The 20,231-nt window shown below is 45.7% G+C and carries 15 protein-coding genes; 9 read left to right on the forward strand and 6 right to left on the reverse strand.

Translation table 11 applies throughout. The features are described from left to right. The first annotated feature begins 75 nt into the window (after positions 1-75). The 4 genes from ACFPFU_RS22295 (at position 76) to ACFPFU_RS22310 (ending at position 3,947) form a co-directional block, all read left to right on the forward strand. On the forward strand, positions 76-1,569 hold the full coding sequence (locus tag ACFPFU_RS22295) for a sensor histidine kinase (protein WP_377068312.1): 1,494 nt from the start codon (positions 76-78) through the stop codon (positions 1,567-1,569). Between the two features lie 25 nt (positions 1,570-1,594). Next, positions 1,595-2,284 (forward strand): response regulator transcription factor, encoded by a 690-nt coding sequence (locus ACFPFU_RS22300; protein ID WP_377068314.1) that lies wholly within the window; start codon positions 1,595-1,597, stop codon positions 2,282-2,284. A gap of 277 nt (positions 2,285-2,561) precedes the next feature. Then, entirely contained in the window at positions 2,562-3,143 is a 582-nt protein-coding gene (locus tag ACFPFU_RS22305; RefSeq protein WP_377068316.1) for a flavodoxin family protein, read from the forward strand. 48 nt (positions 3,144-3,191) lie between these two features. Further along, entirely contained in the window at positions 3,192-3,947 is a 756-nt protein-coding gene (locus tag ACFPFU_RS22310) for a hypothetical protein (protein WP_377068318.1), read from the forward strand. Between the two features lie 347 nt (positions 3,948-4,294). Here ACFPFU_RS22310 and ACFPFU_RS22315 read toward each other — a convergent pair whose 3' ends face one another. The 3 genes from ACFPFU_RS22315 to ACFPFU_RS22325 form a co-directional block, all read right to left on the reverse strand. Then, complete coding sequence (locus tag ACFPFU_RS22315; protein ID WP_377068320.1) at positions 4,295-5,167, reverse strand: RNA polymerase sigma-70 factor; 873 nt, start codon at positions 5,165-5,167, stop codon at positions 4,295-4,297. A gap of 47 nt (positions 5,168-5,214) precedes the next feature. Next, positions 5,215-5,799, reverse strand: a complete 585-nt coding sequence (locus ACFPFU_RS22320) for a carboxymuconolactone decarboxylase family protein (protein ID WP_377068322.1) — start codon at positions 5,797-5,799, stop codon at positions 5,215-5,217. Positions 5,800-6,208: 409 nt separating this feature from the next. Then, the gene (locus ACFPFU_RS22325) at positions 6,209-10,468 is read right to left on the reverse strand and encodes a DUF7507 domain-containing protein (protein ID WP_377068324.1); all 4,260 of its coding nucleotides are present in this window, start codon (positions 10,466-10,468) and stop codon (positions 6,209-6,211) included. Positions 10,469-10,861: 393 nt separating this feature from the next. On the opposite strand from ACFPFU_RS22325, the gene ACFPFU_RS22330 reads away from it, so the two are divergent. The 4 genes from ACFPFU_RS22330 to ACFPFU_RS22345 all read left to right on the forward strand — a co-directional run bounded on the left by ACFPFU_RS22330 (position 10,862) and on the right by ACFPFU_RS22345 (position 14,729). After that, positions 10,862-11,944 (forward strand): class I SAM-dependent methyltransferase, encoded by a 1,083-nt coding sequence (locus ACFPFU_RS22330; RefSeq protein WP_377068326.1) that lies wholly within the window; start codon positions 10,862-10,864, stop codon positions 11,942-11,944. A 117-nt stretch (positions 11,945-12,061) separates the two neighbouring features. After that, the gene (locus ACFPFU_RS22335; protein ID WP_377068328.1) at positions 12,062-12,853 is read left to right on the forward strand and encodes a 2-oxo acid dehydrogenase subunit E2; all 792 of its coding nucleotides are present in this window, start codon (positions 12,062-12,064) and stop codon (positions 12,851-12,853) included. 233 nt (positions 12,854-13,086) lie between these two features. Beyond that, complete coding sequence (locus ACFPFU_RS22340) at positions 13,087-13,476, forward strand: VOC family protein (protein ID WP_377068330.1); 390 nt, start codon at positions 13,087-13,089, stop codon at positions 13,474-13,476. A 230-nt stretch (positions 13,477-13,706) separates the two neighbouring features. Beyond that, positions 13,707-14,729: an AraC family transcriptional regulator gene (locus ACFPFU_RS22345; RefSeq protein ID WP_377068332.1), complete on the forward strand. Its 1,023-nt coding sequence runs from the start codon at positions 13,707-13,709 to the stop codon at positions 14,727-14,729. 2 nt (positions 14,730-14,731) lie between these two features. Here ACFPFU_RS22345 and ACFPFU_RS22350 read toward each other — a convergent pair whose 3' ends face one another. The 3 genes from ACFPFU_RS22350 to ACFPFU_RS22360 all read right to left on the reverse strand — a co-directional run bounded on the left by ACFPFU_RS22350 (position 14,732) and on the right by ACFPFU_RS22360 (position 17,216). Next, positions 14,732-16,072 carry a glycosyltransferase gene (locus ACFPFU_RS22350; protein ID WP_377068334.1) on the reverse strand — a complete coding sequence of 447 codons (1,341 nt, stop codon included), beginning with the start codon at positions 16,070-16,072 and terminating at the stop codon, positions 14,732-14,734. Between the two features lie 66 nt (positions 16,073-16,138). Continuing rightward, positions 16,139-16,480, reverse strand: a complete 342-nt coding sequence (locus ACFPFU_RS22355; protein WP_377068336.1) for a c-type cytochrome — start codon at positions 16,478-16,480, stop codon at positions 16,139-16,141. Beyond that, positions 16,467-17,216 (reverse strand): hypothetical protein, encoded by a 750-nt coding sequence (locus ACFPFU_RS22360; RefSeq protein WP_377068338.1) that lies wholly within the window; start codon positions 17,214-17,216, stop codon positions 16,467-16,469. Before ACFPFU_RS22360 ends, ACFPFU_RS22355 begins: the two co-directional genes overlap by 14 nt. Positions 17,217-17,881: 665 nt before the next feature. Here ACFPFU_RS22360 and ACFPFU_RS22365 point away from each other — a divergent pair. Next, entirely contained in the window at positions 17,882-20,227 is a 2,346-nt protein-coding gene (locus ACFPFU_RS22365) for a TonB-dependent receptor (protein WP_377068340.1), read from the forward strand. Positions 20,228-20,231 lie beyond the last annotated feature (4 nt).

A 20,231-nucleotide genomic window follows, 5' to 3' on the forward strand; every position in this document is an offset into this window, starting at 1 on the left:
AAGAAAAAGCGTTAAGCAGTGTTAACGAGTGTTAACCGCGAAAGGAAAAGTATTTTTTGATGGTATATTTGGATAATGAATAAGACGAAATTCAGTTATACCGGCTTTTGGATTGTTTTTACGCTGGTGTTCACCATAGGTATCCAGGTATACCGGAACATTCAAAATTACCGGATCAATCAAAGGCAGTTGCTCCTGGAAGTACAGCTATGCCTGGATAACAGCGTGGAGGCCTATTACGCAGATCTGGCAAAAAATGACATCCTCACATTCAGCGGAACATTCCCGGACAGCAGCCTGCATTTATATAAGGCAAGAGGGGAAAACGGTCCGGCCAGGGTCGTCATCAACCCTATGACGGAAACAATGCCGGTTCCCGAAATGGACAGCCTTTTGCGGCTTGTTCCATCGGCTCTGAAAGGTGACAGTTCTGTGTTTTTTAAGACTATCCGTAGGGACAGCGTCGGTCGCATGGCTGTAGGGCACAATGTTTTTAAATTCAGGAAGGCGATACTGGACAGTAATGGCACGGATGGTTTGAAGGAACTGACCAGGAGGATTGTTATTTCCCTTTCACTGGATACGCTGGATTTTGAGCGGTTGGATGCTTGTTTACAAGATGAATTGGCCCGTCAGAATATCCAGATTTCATATGCCCTGAGGCATTACAACCATGGAGAATTGTGGGGGAAATACAACGGGGATGATCTCCACCGTTATCCTCTCCGGACCGTCTCTAAATCCACTTTTTTACCGAGGATGCAGAGACTGGAAATGCATTTTGAAAATCCGGCCCTTGCGGTTTTGCAAAGAGGCGTTGCCGACCTGCTCATTTCCCTGCTGTTTCTGGCAGCGGTGGCTTTTTCCCTTAATTACCTTCATCGTAATATCCGCTCGCAAAAGGAACTTGCTGCTATCAAGAATGACCTGATCAACAACATTACACACGAATTTAAAACCCCTATAGCTACCGTGACGTCGGCTCTGGAAGGGATAGAACACTTCAATGAAGCCAATGACCCCAAAAAAACAAAAAAATACTTGACCATTTCCCACCAGCAACTGAAAAAACTCAACACCATGGTGGAAAAGCTGCTGGAAACGGCCACCTTGGACAGCGAACACCTGATGCTTCAAAAGGAAAAGGTGGATATAAAAAGAATGCTGATGCAATTAACAGGGAAATTCCGGGGCCTGACTTCTAAATCCATTTCGCTGGACATGCAGGGCGGGAGGTATTGGTCCTACGTCGATCCCTTTCACCTGGAAAATGCCCTCGCCAACCTACTGGACAATGCGATCAAATATGGGGGGGAGGAAATACGGATCAGCTTGCATGCAGGGGAGCGCGTGATGATCAGTGTCGCTGACAATGGCGGCCATATTTCCCCCGATCAAAAAGATAAAGTGTTTGATCAGTTTTACCGTATTCCGAAAGGGAATCGACATGACGTAAAAGGTTTTGGTATAGGGCTTTATTATGCCAAAAGGATCATTGAAAAGCACAGGGGGAGTATCCGGCTGGATATCTCTTCGGGCTGGACAACTTTTGTCATGGATTTACCATAGATGATGCCTGTTATACGAACCGGATATGCAAAAGCAAAAAGCAATCAAGGTACTGTTGGCAGAAGACGAAGTCTCTCTGGGAACCATCATTAAAGAAAGCCTGGAAAGCCGCGGCTTTGAGGTGAGTTACTGCCAGGATGGTGAATCAGCGCTTGCTACCTATATGGCGAAGAAGCCGGATATACTGGTCCTGGATGTAATGATGCCCAAGAAAGACGGTTTTATCCTCGCGGATAGCATAAGAAAAAGGGATTCCCATGTGCCCATCATCTTTCTCACGGCCAGGTCCCGTACGGAAGATGTGGTGGCCGGCTTCAGGCACGGGGCCAACGATTACATCAAGAAGCCTTTTAGCATGGAGGAACTGATCGTGCGCATTGAGGCTGCGGTCAGAAGGTCATCCCAAAATCCGGGGCGTGAGGAATGGGTCCGGATAGGGGATTATAGATTCCATCCGGAAAAGCAGCAATTGAAGCACGGAGAAGAAGCATTCTACCTGACGTACAGAGAATCCCAATTGCTCTTCGCCCTATACCAATACAGGAACAGCCTGGCAGACCGATCGCTTATCCTGAAAGAGCTTTGGGGATCGGACGACTTTTTCAATGCCCGCAGCATGGATGTATTCATCACCAAGCTCAGAAAAAAACTTCAAAAAGACCCCAAGGTGCAGTTGATCAACGTGAGGGGATATGGATATAAGTTGCTTTGTTGAGTACGGAAGGCCTGCATGCTACACCTGGAGTCAAGCCAAGTGTCAGCGTTTCTTCCCGATAGGGGGGGCCAAGATGTAAAGATAAACTGACTTTACGCCTTAAGGTCTTGGCATGAAACCTAAAAATCATATTTGACTTAATAAAACCGCTACAGCAAACTATTCCGGCAATTTTGGATTTTTTGCACCTCTATTCATTAACTTTATGTGATGGATAAAAAGAAAATCTGATTTTTTACTAGAACCATTTTTCCGGCGTCTTCCAAACCCCATGATCATGAAAAAAAGCTTCCTGCCCCTATTGCTGTTCTTGTTGTTCTTCGGCGCATTTGTGAATGCCCAATCCGGACCTTTTGTATTGATAGCTTATTACAGTGAATCCGGCAACACCAAAGCCATGGCCGATGCCGTAGCGGAAGGCGTGCGCTCTGTGGAGGGAATCGAATGTGTATTGAAATCCATGGACGATATACGGGAAGAGGAGCTGTTGGAAGCCGGAGCGATCATCGTGGGGTCGCCGGTTTATAATGCCAACCTGGCGCCCCCCGTTCAGGAATTCATCAATTCCTGGCCATTTGAAGACAGGCCTTTGAAAAACAAAATAGGGGCGGCTTTTGCCACTGGCGGCGGGATTTCCATAGGGGAGGAGGCAGTATTACTTGGAATTCTCCGCTCCATGCTGATCCACGGAATGATCGTAGTGGGCGGAGAAGAGGTAGAAGCAGCTTTTGGGGCTTCGGCCATCACGGAAGAGGGGCCGTTTGGAGGCGGGGAAATCCATGAACTTTTTTTGAAAAAAGCCGAGGGACTGGGCAAAAGGGTGGGGGAGCTGTTGTCTGATTTCCATTCGAAGAAATAAAAAGCACCTCTGTCTCCTGTAGAACAAAAAAAATTAAAACCGTCAAAAATGAAAAACCTGAGAAAAAAAATATCCAGCCAGCTTTTTCGGACCGAAACACCCATGTTGGTGTATGTGGTCGTATTTGCAAGTATTTTCCTCTTGTGGAGATACCGGTCCTATAACGAAGATGTAGCACTCAATTTCATAGCAGAACTTTTCGGTGCAGCCTTTACCCTATTTATTATCGATGTATTGCTTGTAAGGGCAAAAACAAAACGTTGGAAAATCGTACGGGATGAGATGAACTACCTGATTGCCAGAAACGTGAACCGGATCAGAGACGGGGTATCCACCAGGGTTTTTAACTTTAATTCAGCATTGGATATGGCCCATTCAACAGAAGAGTACCTGGCTGAAATCAGAAAACGGCGGTCTGCATTTTTAAGTGATATTGTTTCTTTAAATCAGGATGAAATCCTGGGAAAAATAAACGAAAAGGAGTTTTTCAGTGAAAGCAGTTATGCCTATTTTAACGAGAAGGCAGACGAACTTTGGAATATTCTGAATATGCGGTATGCTGACTATTTCCATCCGGAACTGGCATCGCACCTCATTGGGTTGAATGTAAACCTTAAGGATCTATGCGGGCACATCAGGCAATACCTGAAAAGCAACCGCTTCGAAAACCAAAGTGACAGGTACAAAAACATCGGCAGACAGGGCGCTATCGTAAGTTTGGTAAAAATCATAACACTGTTAAATACCCTCAAAAAAGAAGGATATTCTGAATCCGCTTCTATGCAGTTGGATGACAGAAGGTAATGCATGATGGTTTAACAGTACCTAAAAACCTTGGACTCTCTGCCGGCCGGCGGATAGGAAGGCCTTGCCCAACTTCCGGTCCGGAGAGAGGAATTGAAAGCCATTTGAGGTCATGGGGACAAGCCCCGAAAGGGTGGTTGCCCGCAGTGAGAGCCATCAGCCGGATTTGAAGACATAACCCTCCGTATGTCGTTTCCGGCCTTTAAAAATATCTTCCGGAGGTTGTACAATGCATCGGTAATTTCAGGAAACATGGGTTAAGAAGAAGGTGATTTCGTGACGCAAGCCTAGATGATCAAAAACGGACCATTTTGGCCGCCGGTCATTCACCACCGGCGAGCCGTCTATCAATAGCGGTTCCTTAAATGCTCCAGCTTATCCGGATTCAAAACCACATAAATCCCCTTGATTTTACCTCCTTCGATATGAAAGGACCAGACGTTTTGCAACTGTCCTTCCACCAACATCATCATGCCGGGCTCGCCGTTGACCTCCCTGAATTCAATATGGTAGGGCTGGGTTGCCCCTTTCTGTATTCCAACCATAAACTTCGCAATTTTTCCTGCTCCTATTATGGGTTTCCGTGCAGCGTTTACCTTGCCGCCCCCATCAGAGTAGAGGATGGCTTCTTCGGCCAGCAGCCGTTCGATCTGCGCCATATCACGATTTTTAACGGCCTCTGCAAAAGTTTGGACCAAGCGGTCCTGTTCGGTATTGTTCTTGTCAAACCCCGGTCTTTTTTCACGGACCAGATTTCGGGCCCGCTGTGCGATCTTCCTGCAGTTGGCCTCCGATCTGTCTATAATAGCCGAAATGGAGGCGTAATCATAGTCAAAAACCTCGTGCAGCAGAAATACCGCCCGCTGAACCGGGGTTAACGTGTCCAAGACCACAAGCAGCGCCATGGAAAGCGACTCGGCCAGTTCCAGTGCTTCCTCGGGAGACTTGCTTCTACCGGCCAAAAACGGTTCCGGCAGGTCCGTGCCCACATATTGTTCTCTCCGGTTCTTGGCCGACTTGATTTCATCCAGGCAAATGCGGTTCACCACTTTTGAAAGCCAGGCTTTTGGCGAATGGATCTCTTCTGTATTTTGTTTTTGCCATCGGAGAAACGTTTCCTGTACGGCATCCTCAGCCGGCGCCACACGCCCAAGCATTCCGTAGGCCAGCCGGAACAGTTCCGGCCGGTGTTGTTCAAAGATTTCAGTCGGTCTGGACATATATTTATTGGTTATCGTCATCAGGTGATTGAAAACCGTCTACCGTTTCATTGGGAACTCATCAACTCGCACAGTTCATCCGACCCGATATTCAACGGCGCATTCATCAAGTTATACAAATTTTCGATGGCATTGAGCAGGGTGATCTGAATAATCTCCTCTTCACTAAAATAGCGTTGAAGTCTATCAAAAATGGCATCGGATACATGCTTGTTGCGGTTCACTTCATCCACATAAGCCAGGGCTGCCTTTTCCGCAGCGGTGAACCCCCCGCTTTCTTCGAACCGCAGGAGGTCGTCAAATATGCTGGGATTCAACTTCTTTTGTTTTGCAGATGCTTTACCTATGTCCACACAAAAGGCGCATCCGTTCATTGTGGCTGTATATATGCTGATAAGATGTTGAAGTCTCGGGGGGATGGTGAACCGGTTGTGAAGCTTGCCAAGTTCACCCGCCAAACCCAACGCCTCGGGAAAGCGGGGATAAAAGACCTTGACCGGGGTGATGACTTTGCCGAGTTTTCTTTTTATAAACCAATAAACCATTTTCAGTTTGAGGGATTTAGGTTTTTCGATAGGGCTGAACCGGGGTCCGGTCTGGGCCGGGTCTGTTTTAATTGCCGTATTCATCATTGTCTTTCAGATTTTATTTTATCAAATTTTTGGGTCAGTTCAAAGACGAGGCAGGCTATTCATATGTGACGTCATTTACCCCGGAATAACTTTTTTTCCTCAAAAAAACCGGATAGGGGCATTGGAAGAGGATGAGGTGAGCTGCGATACAAACCGGCATAAAGAATTCAAAGGAGCAAGAACCGGGATTCAGGAAATTTCGGCTACATGAACGGGTACCTGACTTGAGTAGCAGCAATTTGATTGAGGGTATTTAAAGAACAGATGAGCGTCCCAGTCATAAACTCCGTGTATAACATCAATAATTCAGGTTTAGTAAAAAACACCTACGCCGGCACTGCTCACATTCAATGGTGATTTAGGGGCCACACCTTCCGGAAATGCTTCTTTCAGGTCTAAAAGAAGCTGCCTAATCCACTACAGTAATCAGGCCTTTTTCTGTTATAATCAAGTCTTCCCCTTTGATTTTATAACGAATAATTACCAAATAAGCACCGTTGATTACTGCCCTGTTATTGACCGTGCCATCCCAAATGCAGGTTGAAGGTTTGCCGAAGCTGGGACTTTTGTCTTCACAATAATAGATCAGTTCTCCCCACCGGTTTTGTATAAATACTTCCAGTTCTTCGGTCAGATTATCCGGGTAGACGATAAAAGCTTTATCCGGGACGTTTGGTCTGATGGCATTTGGATAACGTATGCTAGGATCACATTTATACTCGACTTCAAAATCAACAAAAAATTCACACCCCTGCCTGTCTTTTGCCACAAGGCTGAATAAACCAGCCCCAACAGGAACAAATACAAGGGAATTGCTGACCTCCACACCATCCAGATACCAGCTACATGCTATAAAATCACTTCCGGGTTCGATGGACACATTCACATTTTTGGCTGGACAAATGGTGTATAAGTTATTTAGGTGAGGAGGTTCTGTAAAGGACTGAGCCACTTGTATACGGCCTTTCCCGCTTATACATCCCTCCTCATTTGTCAACGTCACCTCATATTCCCCATCTTCCTGGACCAGAAACACCGGACTGTCATCGAACTCACTGAGGTGAAGTTCACCCTGTGATTCAACTCTATACCACTTCACCAAGAAACCATCAGTATCGTGGAGTAAATGAATCGTTGTAAAAACATCCTCACTACAAAAGGGCATGGTCTCCAGGTCCAGCTCCGAAGGGTGATTTATAGTTGCCTGAAAAGTTTTTTCTACAGGACAACGGATCCCTAATGGATCTATACCTGTAATAGTGTATGTTCCCGTTTCGATGAGATCGAAAAAGCTATTTTCATCCGGTGGTATATTTGATCCGTCCGGGCCTTTTAGCCTAAATGCCAATGCATATTCGGTCTCTGGAGCTAACCGATAAAGCATACATGCCGTAATTTCCATTGGAACGGTGAAGTCTGCATTTTCACTTTTTTCTACCTTATATATTCCGGGCACGGCATGGCCTATTACCCGGACATCAAAAATTGTCAACTTGTACTCCCCCGGCGGAACTTCAATCCTTACAGAAGTCTTATCTTCGAAATATTCAGTAAATACATGACCGTCTTCTTCTCTGACCAAATCATAGCCCCCACTCTGTGAACCGTTTTGAAAGCTAATGTCAATTATTCCCAATGCATCTCCATCAGCCAAACAATTTGCGGGATACACGGAAATTTCATAATCCAAAAATCCCGGTGGAAATGCTATAATCTCCGATGTGTCAAAGTCGTTTACAAAAACACCGCCGCTGTCAAATCCTTCAGCATGTACGGAATTTGAAATCACGCGATACTGCAAATCATAATTATTGACGACATAAGTTGTGGTGAATGTTTTTTTTCCGGATGGCTCAAGCATCGGGATAGTCCAGTCCCCATTCGTTAGATACTCAAATACACTGACCTCCACTAATGGAACTCCACCGATATTCTCCACCACAATGGTGTACGTAATTACCTCATCCTCGTCTCTGAAATTGTCCACGTCAGGCGTCATTACTACCTGAATGGCCGGTCTTAAACTGCAATCTTCTACAACGATCTTTACTTCCTTACGCAAGCTTTCGCACTCTCCATCCCTATATTGACTTACCCATACAGAAAATTCTCCGGGGATGCTGATATCCACTTGGGGAACAGCATCCAATGGCTCGCTCGTAGGGTCATTATCCTGATAATAAAGCAATCTATATTCAGTCAAAGGGCTTGCGGTATAACTCACGTACCCCGAAGAATTGCAAGTCATATAATCAGACACAAAAGGAGCAGGGGGGCGGGGCAACACATTAATCAATAAAGGAACGCGAAATCCAGTACATGAACCGGTGGGGCCTTCCGATACCCAGACTTGCTCGGTTCCAGGTACAGCTGTGTTGACCTGGTAATTGAAAAGGGGGGAACCGCCTGTTTCTTGCGTAAAGAAGTACACCGTATAACCTTCCCGGCTGGGTGGGATAATGCTGAGCAAATCTACAGGTGCATCTCTTTGACAAAAATCAGGCAATTCTATATTACCCAATCCTGAAAAATGCTCGTATCCAGAACAATGAGTCTCAGCAAACTCTGCCCGGCCAGTGATGGGTATTTCCAAAGATCCAGGAATCTCCTCACCTGAACACGTCCCTTCCAAAGCCCCCTGTATAAAAGGGATATTAGAGAACATACTTTCGGAGATACTTCCTACTCCGGATACATTCCCGTGAGTTGCGACGGTTGTTTCACAGTTGTTGTTTGCCAATACAAAGCAGTCCTCCGTTATCTTCAAAGTATATTGAAGGGTAGCTATCAATTCATTGGGGTCAGCCATAAGTGGTACTTCCCCCATATCCCAAATAATAGAGCCAGCCAGGCCCATATCAGGATCAAATGTCAGGTCACCGTATCCTGAAGGAATCGTAATGGCACTCACAAAGGTAGTTGTATGCGGAACAGGAATTACAACACGGGTCTGTTCTGTAGCCTCTTCCCCAAGATTTCTGATTTCCAAATTATAGGTAATTTCCTGTCCCGGTTTTACTGAAGGATCTTCCCCCGGGGCTTCGCTATTTATACTTTCGATTTGATTAATGGCCTGAATCACGGGTAAATAACTCCGAACCGAAAATGCAAAAGCATAAATACTATATATATCCTGTTTGGTTCCAAACCGAAACCGGGTGGAAGTCTGTTCATTGGCAATAATAGAATTATCTGGATTGGGAATGTCCCATAAGACGATATCGATGCCTGTATTGTTCAACAGGTATGGGTTTCGTGGATTCTCTACCAGCCCGCCCTCTTCGTTTCGGACAGGTGTATATATAGAAGAATTAAAAAAATTGGTTGTAGAGTTCAATGGATGATATAACCGGGTCCACTCTCCGTTTTGGTTTATAATTTCCAGAAAATCCCCCTCAATCGACCGGTCACCTTCTCCGGCCATTACGCCTAGTTTTAAATCCACCCGGCCTTGTTTTACTGCCCCGAACCCGTCAATTCCAAATTCACCTGTGTGCTCCTCACCGTCCAATGACTGAACAAAGGAATAGCCGTCAAAAATCGTCACATCCCGCCAATGCATTTTGGAGTTTTGATACACAACGATTAATCCCCAATGGCCATAAAACCCTGTATTGTCACCCATCCCTTCAGCCAAGGCCAAATCGGCAACGGTATAGGTTCCTGTACCACTGTTTCTGACATAGTCGGTTACATCTGCATAACCAACATACATTTCCTTCAAATCTTCATGGGGGAACAAGATACTGTTACCCGATGCTGTAATTTCTGTATAGGCTGTAGCCCCCGGCCCTTTGAGCTTTACTTTCCGCTTGTCGAAAGTTACAGTATGAGGCGGTGTATAAATACCGGAAGCAATAATCTGCAGCGAATTGTCTTCCTGTCTATAATCTTCGGAATCGGTACCAGCTGATCTCGACAAATTGTCAATGGTGAAACTTATTTCCCCGTCTGAAAATATAATCGGATCAAATGTAGCGGTAGTCACGCCATCCGATGTAGCGATCTTCAAATTACCAACAGACTGCCATTCTTGATCCCCGATGGAATACTGTACCTTATCGTCCCCTCTGTTCATAAACCGGAATATAATATCTTCATCACCTGTCTTAGACCCTAATATGAAAACCGGATATAACAAATCATCTGAATCATAATCACCATAGACGTCCAGAAAATAAGATGTGTAGTTTACTTTTTCAAACGCCAACACTTTCTGCATCTCTCCGTTGATCTCTTGAGGAATTCCCGGTATGCTTTCATCAGTCCTGTCAAAAGTCATCCCCGCACCCATTTCAGCTCTTCCTGACCAATATAAACCTGCATAAAGAATCTCCGTACAGGAAGGGTCAGCCCCGTTTTCCTGCGAAAACATCAAGGTGGCCGAGGAGGAATTGAAGGTCGTGGAATCCTTGTCGACATCTACAAAAATCATTTCATTAAGTGAGTTGTCACCGGATTCATGATAATCTGCCAAGGTAAGGTTTGTGTTTCCTATGATGGTGAAGTCACCTCGGATACGGAACAGATTTCCTTCGGGGGCAGGATTGCCCACCCTATGCCTGAAGGGTACCCTGTTGTCATTCTGTGCAAATAACGCCCCTCCCAACGTCACCAAAAGAATTGACGTAAAAAGAACACCCAGGATCAAACCTTTCTTAAAAATCATAAAATTAAAATTCAATTTGATTAGGGGTAAAAGTGGTAACTTTATACCTTTCACCTATAGAAAGTCACAGTAATCTGCAAAAATCCAGGGTGAATATATCAAAAATATTGATAAAACAACTATACCCTTCTTCTCCAATTAAAAATTTTTCCAGCGAACCCCTTGCGGTACGATTTAAATCGGGAGCGGTACAACTGGTGTACGACCGAATGGTAAAAATAGAACAGCGTGCCCATGGCTCCGTAGCTCCCGGCGGCTGAATTTTTTACCAAAAATCCGTTGCAATTTGTTATCTTTCACCTACGGCAACACAGTGTCAAGCAAACATTCCGCAACGAGCCGTATCCAATCCATTGCGTGTAAAAAACCGATACCAAATATAATATAAAGAACATGGAGAACATGCAAAAATTCGACACCCTTAAAGCAGAAAATTTTGCTGGGTCGTTAATTGATACGTTGAACAGCGGTTCGCTGTCACTTATGATCTCGCTTGGACATCGTTCAGGACTGTTTGATACGATGGCTGAAATGGATTTTGCGACTTCACATGAAATTGCTGACAGCGCAAAACTCAACGAACGGTACGTCAGGGAATGGCTCGGGGCAATGGTTACCGGCCGTGTAATCGAATATGATGCAGCGGCAAACACTTATCTTCTGCCTGCTGAGCATGCTGCATTTCTTACCAGAAAAGCAGGCGCTGATAACATTGCCGTATTTACGCAATATGTCGCTGTATTGGGCAGGGTGGAGGATGACATTCTGGAGTGTTTCAAAAATGGCGGGGGGCTTCCTTATGATATGTTTCACCGTTTTCATGAGGTAATGGCAGAAGACAGCGGTCAGTCAGTTTTATCCTCCCTGGAGAGCCATATTCTGCCGCTTGTTCCAGGGCTGACCGGCAAGCTAAAGGCCGGAATAAAAATGCTTGATGTGGGGTGCGGCTCAGGAAAAATCATCAATAAGCTCGCTTCCCTGTTTCCCGATTCACATTTTACCGGAATGGACTTATCAGGGGAAGCTGTTTCAAAAGCCAGGTCTGAAGCGTTTACAAAAGGCGTAAAGAATGTGGAGTTTATTGTCCGTGATTTATCGGATTTTCACCAGTCTGCACCAAAAGAAGAATTTGATTTTATTACAACTTTTGACGCGATACATGACCAAGGGAAGCCGCTGAATGTTTTGAAAGGGATTTGCCGTTCATTAAAACCTGATGGAATTTATCTGATGCAGGACATTAGCGGGACCGGTCATCTCGAGAAGGATAAGGAACATCCCATAGGTACATTTCTTTACACCATCTCATGTATGCACTGCATGACCGTATCGCTGGCTCAGGATGGTGAAGGGCTTGGCGCCATGTGGGGAGAAGAAAAAACCAAGGAATATTTATCGAGAGCAGGGTTCACCTCTATCCAGACCAATAAACTTGCCCATGATATTCAAAATAACTGGTATGTGGTTAGAAAATAAGGGGATTTGTACAAGGAAGGGACAAAAAACAGCTTGCATTTTTCCCTTTCTGTTTGGACGATTCATTATGGCCCGTTTTACAGTGCGATAGTCTGTCATGCAAAATAAACACCTTAGATGGCTGACTTTAAAATAAAACGTTTCCCAAAATCGAGAATTGCCACTAATGATGTTTGTGCCATCGGGCTTAAAAGACATCATATTGTGGCATTGATAGAAGTTGATGTGTCTGAAAGTTGGCAAAAGATTAAACAGTATAAAAAGGAGGGAAACAAGGTATCATTTACAGCGTGGCTGGTAAAAATGATAAGCAATAGCATACGGGACTATGAAAATGTGGCTGCCTACCTTCAGGGAAAAAGAACGCCCATCATTTTTAACGATATAAACATATCCATGGCGGTGGAAAAGGATTTAAATGGGCAAAAAGTCCCCATGCCCTTAATCATCGAGAAGACCAATGAAAGAAGTATCGAGTCCATTCAAGAGGAAATAGACGAAGCTAAAAATCAGAATTTAACCGGAAAAGATATTGTTCTTCACAGAAAATCAAATAAGTTGGAAAGATTTTACTACATTCTTCCGGGATCTATCAGACGTTTGTTTTGGCGCTATCTGATAAGCCATCCTCACTTTGCCTATGGTAAAATGGGAAATGTGGCCATTACCTCCGTCGGCATGATGGGACGCGCGGATGGTTGGTTTATACCGATATCAGTTCACCCGATTTGCTTTGGAATAGGAAGAATCTCAAAAAAACCAATCGTCGTTAATGATAAAATCGAAATCAGGGAAATGCTAAAAATGACGGTTTTACTGGACCATGATGTTGTTGATGGCGGACAAATGATCCGGTTTATAAGTAGTTTGACGGGCAATATTGAAAAGGGCTGGACCCCAGACCCCTGAAAAAATGATCTCCGTCACGGGGCATATTTATATACTGGATGGGTAAGATGCGACTTTCAATGAGTTTAAGAAAATAGCCACGCCATTAGTTTCAAAATATAATGAAGGGCTCTTGTTTTAACGTACAGACCGGATAGGGGGAACATCGCTGAACGAACATCGAAACGACCTGATTTTGAAGTTATCTCCCGGCATTCCGGACAATAACATTATCCAACATAATAGATAACATAATGACAGGCACTGGAAATCCCCCTACCTATGGGCTGACACATATTGCTGTGGCAGTAAAAGACCTAAACCGAACGAAGAATTTCTATCAGGCGGTGTTTGACATGGAAACGATGTATGAAGAAGCAGATTTTATTCAACTTACCACACCCGGTTCTCACGATATTCTCGTGTTTGAAAAAAAGGAGAAAGTAGACGGAAAATCTGGAGGCATTGTGCACTTCGGGTTCAGGCTTCGCAAAGCGGAAAATATTTTAGTAATGGAAAAGAAGATATTAAAAGCAGGCGGACAGATCGTCAACAAAGGTGAATTTGTCCCCGGTTCGCCCTATATCTTTTTTAAAGACCCTGACGGGTACGAAATAGAGATCTGGTATGAACTACTGCCTTAAAAAGGACGGGAGTTTTGCCGGACCAGGTTCCAACGAATGGATATGAAAAATTCCGCAGCTGTGATTCCACCAGTAAGGAACAGAATTGCCGGCATTTCAGCGTTGAACGTGCGGATGATGATTGGTTTTGTTGGCGATTTAGGGAGAAAACCGTTGAGATCCCACTGCAAACTAAATTGTTTCTGGATTTATTTTAGTTTATTTTTATTACCTGTTTATGATTCGTTTTTATGCAAACACTATGGGTAAGCATGCCCATCTTACGCAATATTGTTTTAGGCGCGGCCCGAAACCGGGATGAGCTGCGACAAATTTGCGCTCAGGGTGGCATCACGGTTGCCGATCTGGATAATCCGGATATGAAACTTTCCCTGGAGCAGAATTGTGCGCTGATGAACGCTTCCCTGCAACTTTCCGGTGACCCTAACCTGGGTCTTCATATTGGTGAGCGGACAACAGTCAGTGTTCTTGGCATAACGGGCTACCTGATGGAAAGCAGCAAAGATTTGCTGACGGCCCTGCATCATCTGCAGCAATACACGGCTTCTTTCAGCCGCCTATATCGTTTCGGCATACAATTGACCGCTGATGAGGCCGTATATCTATGCGAGCCGGTATCCGTGTGGAATGATCTATCGCCCGAAACAGCCAGGCAAAGTGTTGACATTTCTTTTGCGGGCACCTTGCATATTCTCCGGCTATTGACCGGTTCTCAATTGTGGCCTCTGCGCGTTTACTACCGCTATCCCCGTTTTGCCGATACCAGGGACCATGAGCGTATCCTGAAGTGCAGACCGCTTTTCAATCAATCCTGCAATGCGCTCATCTTTTCCAGACAGGATCTGCAGCGGCGCATTATAGGCTATAACCAGGCCCTGAATGAGGTATTCATCAACATGTTGCAGCAGAAGCTCGGGGAAGAAAGCCATTCATTCCTCCAACAGACGCGAACGCTTATCCTGGAACTCAGCAGGCTTTCATTTCCCACACTGGAAGAAGTGGCGGAACGCCTGCATCTTACCCCCCGTACCCTGCAGCGTAAACTGCAGGAAGAAAATACAAGCTTTCGTGTAGAAAGTGAATCGATTAAAGAAGAACTGGCGCGTAATCTTCTGTTGTCCAAAAGCCTGACGGTTGGGGAAATAGCCGACCGTCTGGGCTATGCTGACCAGGCTGCTTTTCAGAGGGCTTTTCGCCAATGGACCGGTGCCACGCCTAAGACCTATCGCAACAGGCAGGACAAAAGTGTTTAGCTTTATACAGCATGGGCTTTAGGCTGAGATGCAAGCTGTTTCTTCGATGAAGCATGCTTATGGAGAAGTTCCTCTATGTAATATTCGCATAACGTTGGCGGGTTGTACTGTTGGAACTCTTCGTAAAGCCGTCTGACATTTTGCTTGTAACCGGGGTTCTCCAGCACTTCTACCACGCTTTTGCGGATTTGTTCAGATGAAGGATTCTCTGTCTTCAGGTTAATTCCCAATTTGAAGTATCCCACACGGGTATTCACTTCATTTTTACCCTCATGGATTCCGGCGACTACCAGAGGCAGTTGATGGGATATGCACATCATCACACCGCCATAACCACCGTTACTCACAAATACATCCGCATAAGGCATGATGTAGTTAAAGTCAATGAAATCTTCGATGATAAAGTTTTCCTGAGGATAAAGATCCTGCAACGCTTTGGTCTGCGACCCTCCGGTAGTAGCTACCACCAGATAGGGGGAGTCTTTGAAGGCCTCCAATGTAGGAATCAGGATCTTTTTTATATCTTTCTCTACCGTCCCCTGGGTCACCAAAATGATCTTTTCGTATTGTTTTAACTTATCCTGCCGGATAAAAACCGTGGCTTGCTTTTCTGTTTTATAAGGCAGCAGCGCACCCAGGAAACGAACATTTTTATTCATATCGCTTCTTGGATATTCAAAGCCGGGGACAGCACTTTGCAGGAATAGATCCGAGCGGTGAACCGGAATGTCAAAGACAGTTCCTTCAAAGGATTGTAAGCTGTAAGACCTCAATACCTTATTCATTTCCCGAACCCCTTCGCTGAAGATAAGTGTCCTGGAAAGAAGTCTCAGCAAATGCTGTCGGTATCTGCCCCAAAAGCCATGGGAAGGCGTAATGCCCATACCATAAGGAGGCAGATCCCGGGAAGTAGCCATCAATGGGGTTATGCCCACGCTGATGGTGGGAACATGAAGGGTCTCTCTGATTACCGGAAGGGCGGAAAAGGCCAAATCCGCGATCACCAGGTCAAAAGGGAATACTTCGTAAATGGTGTTGATATCTGTTACATGATCGGGGATCTGCCGTATAAACATCTCCCGGATATCAAACTTCAGCTTTGATACCATACTTTTGTGCTTCTTCCTTTCCGGAAATACTTCCTCCATATTCGACTGGGTGATTTCCAGCGCTTTTTGAAAAGGAAAATGCGGAATACTGATTTTCTCAAGGTATTGCCGGTACATTTTTCCGGTATACCAGCGTACATCATAGCCCTGCGATTGCAGGTGTTTCGCCAGCGAGGTGAGCGGCTTAAAATGACCGTCAAAATTAAGGGTCGCGAAAAGGATTTTGGTTTTCATATTTGTTTGTTTTTTGGTGAATGTTTTGACAGGAATTAATAGGTCAATGTTAGGTTTGACACGACGTTAGTAAACGCTTAACAGGTAGCTTCGGATGGCATGCAGTTCGTCATCTGAAAAGTACGCTATATTTTGCCAGGGCATAAACTCGTTGCGCAACGCCTTGCCTTCCGGTGTTTTTCCGCTCCTTAGGGTGGCAATAAATTCCGCCTGACTCCATTTGCCGGGCGCCCCTGTGGCACTGATGTCAGGCACCGGCGGATACCCCGGTGCCATTGGCGCTCCACCTTTCAGGTCTTGCCGGTGACAACTCTGACAGGTAGTGGCCAGGTATCGCCCAAAGGCCGTTGACTCTTTCGGGGTGCTGGTGGTAACGGCATACTGGACTATTTTTCTAAACTTTAGCATGAGTTTGATTTTTTATATAAGATGAAGTGGTGGGAGCATGAAACGCAGTCGGGAAAGCGGATTGGCGTATAAGGCGGATACCTAAGACAATCGGCCATACAATCCCCAGCACGAGGTATAAGTTCACCCCCAGTTCCGACATGATCTTCCATCCTGCCATGGTCCCTACGGAATCCACTAAACAAGCTGTGCCCGCTGTGACGGATAAAAGCCCTATTGTTTTACTGTCCCTTTTCAGCATGATGCCAAAGCCGATCCACCAGGTTCCGGCAAAGAGCACTTCCAGCATGTTCCAAAGTCCTTTTGTTACCAGGTGTGTGAGGGTATTAAACGCCAATACAATGGCATGCTGCTCTACTTCGGGCGCCGTGCTGTATTGTTGCATTAAATCCGGCCAGGTGGAGGCAAGCATTGCTGCCCCGATCGCTCCGGTGAGTACATATGCCAAACCGGAGAAAGTGAATAAGGGTACCCAGGGAGATTGATATTGATATTGCTGGTGCAGGTAAAATATAACCGGCAATAAGAGCAGGTAATAGCCTGCCATATCAAGCAGCAAAAACCAATAGGCTTCTTTGTGATTATGCACATACTGCAGCATAAGTGTGGGCTCGCTGAAAGCTTCAAAATTGTATTCCACGGCATATGCTCCCAGGAAAATGCAGGCTGCTGAAACAATGCCTGCCGAAATTGTAATAATTCCGAGCGTTCGTTTGTAGTTTGATATCTTTTCCATACAGCAAAATTACTTTGCTGCATCGTCAGGAATTTTGGCAAATGGCGTCAAAAAGTTTGCAGTTTGTGCCAATAAAGATAGGAGCAGTTACCAAGTAGGGGAGAATAGCTGCAGAAACAAAATTTTTCATTGGGGCATAGGGGTAAAACGACTTTCGCTTGTCATGGGATTGAAACAAATCAAAACCATGAAAAAATTGAGCAAAATTGTTACTGCGCCAGCTTGCCCAGGTGTCTTTTCGACAGCGACAAGTTCGGGTCAGCCAATCCCCGAAACAGGCGGTATAGAATTAACCGGAATTTCCAACCAACCATATGAAATCGAGCATGACGCAAGCGCCACACAGAGGGATGCCCCGATAGCCCCGATAGCCCCGATAGCTATCGGGGGGGGGGACATGCGAGATTCTCCCGGATCAAGTTCCCCGAAACAAGTTCCCCGAATCGAGTTCGGGGCAGGCAGGGGCAGGCTGGGACAGGCTATCCCGACCTGCGGTGAGGGACAAGTTATGACCATTGAAAAACAAATTATAAACAGATGAAACCGAGCATGACGGAATCGTCACACGGAGGGATGATTATCTATCATGCGAGATTCCATGCCTGCATGCTGAAGTGCATTACGGCACGCAAGCATGTGGCCTATTGAGAAAAAATTATAATCATATGAAACCACAAATTAAATTATTGGCCTTGATTTTCTTTTTGGGTGTCTGCCAGACTTCAGCCCAAACTTTGATCCAGACGGTCCGAGGAAAAGTTGTAGACCATATCAGTAAATTTCCCCTGCCGGGGGCGTCAATTGTGTTTTTGGACACAGAACCTCTTCTGGGGGGTGTTTCAGATGGGAATGGTGATTTTAGAATCCCCGGTGTTCCCATCGGCACTTACGCCATCAGGGTCAGTTTTGTGGGTTACCGGGATGTGATCCTTACCCAGGTTCAGGTAAACTCGGGAAAAGAAACCATATTGTCAGTTTCCCTTGAGGAGGATTTCAGTCAGATGCAAGAGGTCCTGGTACTCGGTTCCGACAAAGACCGCACAGTCAATGACATGATTTCTGTGAGCGGCAGGACATTTTCCGTGGAGGAAACACGGAAATTTGCAGCAGCTGTCAACGATCCGGGAAGAATGGCAGCCTCCTTCTCCGGTGTGGTGAGTACCGATGATGGCAACAACAATATTTCCATCCGTGGTAACAGCCCCAACGGATTGCTCTGGAGAATGGAAGGCATAGATATCCCCAATCCCAACCACTTTGCAAGCCCCGGTACTTCGGGCGGGGGAATTTCTATCCTGAGTGCCCAGCTGTTGTCCAATTCCGATTTTATCACCGCTGCATTCCCCGCGGAATACGGCAACGCGCTTTCCGGGGTATTTGACCTGAGCCTTAGGAAGGGGAACAATGAAAAAAGGGAATTTACCGTTCAGGCAGGATTGCTGGGAACGGATATCGCAGCGGAAGGCCCGTTTTCACCCAATTACAAAGGTTCCTATTTGATCAATTACCGCTATTCCACCCTTTCCTTTTTGTCCAAATTGGGGGTTCCTTTGGGGGATTTTGTTACCAACTTTCAGGATCTCTCTTTTAACTTTTTCTTGCCGATAGGGGAAAAGAGCACTTTATCCGTGTTCGGGTTTGGGGGACTGAGTGACCAAAATCGGCATGCCCAAAAGGATTCGCTGAACTGGTCGGGGGATTTTGACCGGTATAGTTCAAGCTTTTTTTCCAATACAGGCGCCGTGGGAATCAAGCATGCCTATATCCTCAACAAATCCAATTTTCTTCAGACCACCCTTTTGGCATCAGGGAGTGGCCTTGGTGAAAAATACGGGCGGCTCAACAATGAATACCAAAATGAAGAACGGTTTTACGAGGATTTTGGTCAGTCGAAAATTACGTTCAATGCGGTCCTGAACACCAAAATCTCTCCCAAGTACAACCTGAGAAGCGGTGTTTTCCTCAATCAACTGTATTACAATATCCATGAAAAAGCCTTTGATGAGGATAGAGGCCGCATGCAAACCCATATAGATTCTAAGGGCAGCACCCAAAGTGTCCAGGCTTTTTCGCAGCTAAACGTCCGGGCCTCAGAGCGGTTGACCTTGAACATGGGGCTGCATTACCTGCAGCTGTTGCTGAACAATTCCAACTCCCTGGAACCTAGACTCGGTGTCTCCTATGAACTGGATGAAAAACAAAGGATCAGCATGGGATACGGTCTACACAGCCAGGTGCAGCCTTTGGGAACCTATTTTGCGAAGCAGGAAGCAAACGGGGAAATCCTGTTGCCCAACAAGGAACTCGACCTGAGCAGATCCCATCATGTTGTTCTGGGATATGACCGGTCCCTGAATTCCTACCTGAGGATGAAAATCGAAACCTATTACCAGCATCTGTTCCGGATCCCCATCAAACCGGGTGAAGATCAGACTTACTCCATCATTAATCAGGAGTGGACATTTATGACCGATCCTTTGGTCAACAGGGGATTGGGCAAAAACTACGGTGCCGAATTTACCCTTGAGCAGTTCACGCATCGCAACCTCTACTTTCTGCTGTCTGCCTCCCTTTATAACTCCTTGTATAAAACCGAGGAGAACAGGTGGAGAAACACCCGCTTCAACGGACGTGCGAACCTGGTGTTTACCGCAGGCAAGGAATACCATTGGAAAAAGAACAGGGTTTTTGGGTTCAACCTGAGGTCTATATATGGCGGAGGTCTGAGGAACACCCCGATTAACCTTGAGGAATCCATCGCCAAAGGCGAAACCGTATGGGAAGAGGCCAGGGGCTTTGAGGAACAGAATCCCGCCTATTTCCGGACCGATATCCGGGTCAGTTTAAAGCGGAACAGACCCCGGTCCACCCAGACCCTTTCACTGGACATTCAGAATATCAGCAACCGGAAAAATGTGTTCGGAAGCTATTTCGAACCCATGGAGGGCACCGTCAAAACCGCCTACCTTACCCCTATGATCCCAATACTGGCTTACAGGGTAGAGTTTTAGAAAA

Source organism: Negadavirga shengliensis, from assembly GCF_042652345.1.
In the GTDB taxonomy this organism is placed as follows: Bacteria; Bacteroidota; Bacteroidia; order Cytophagales; family Cyclobacteriaceae; genus Negadavirga; species Negadavirga shengliensis.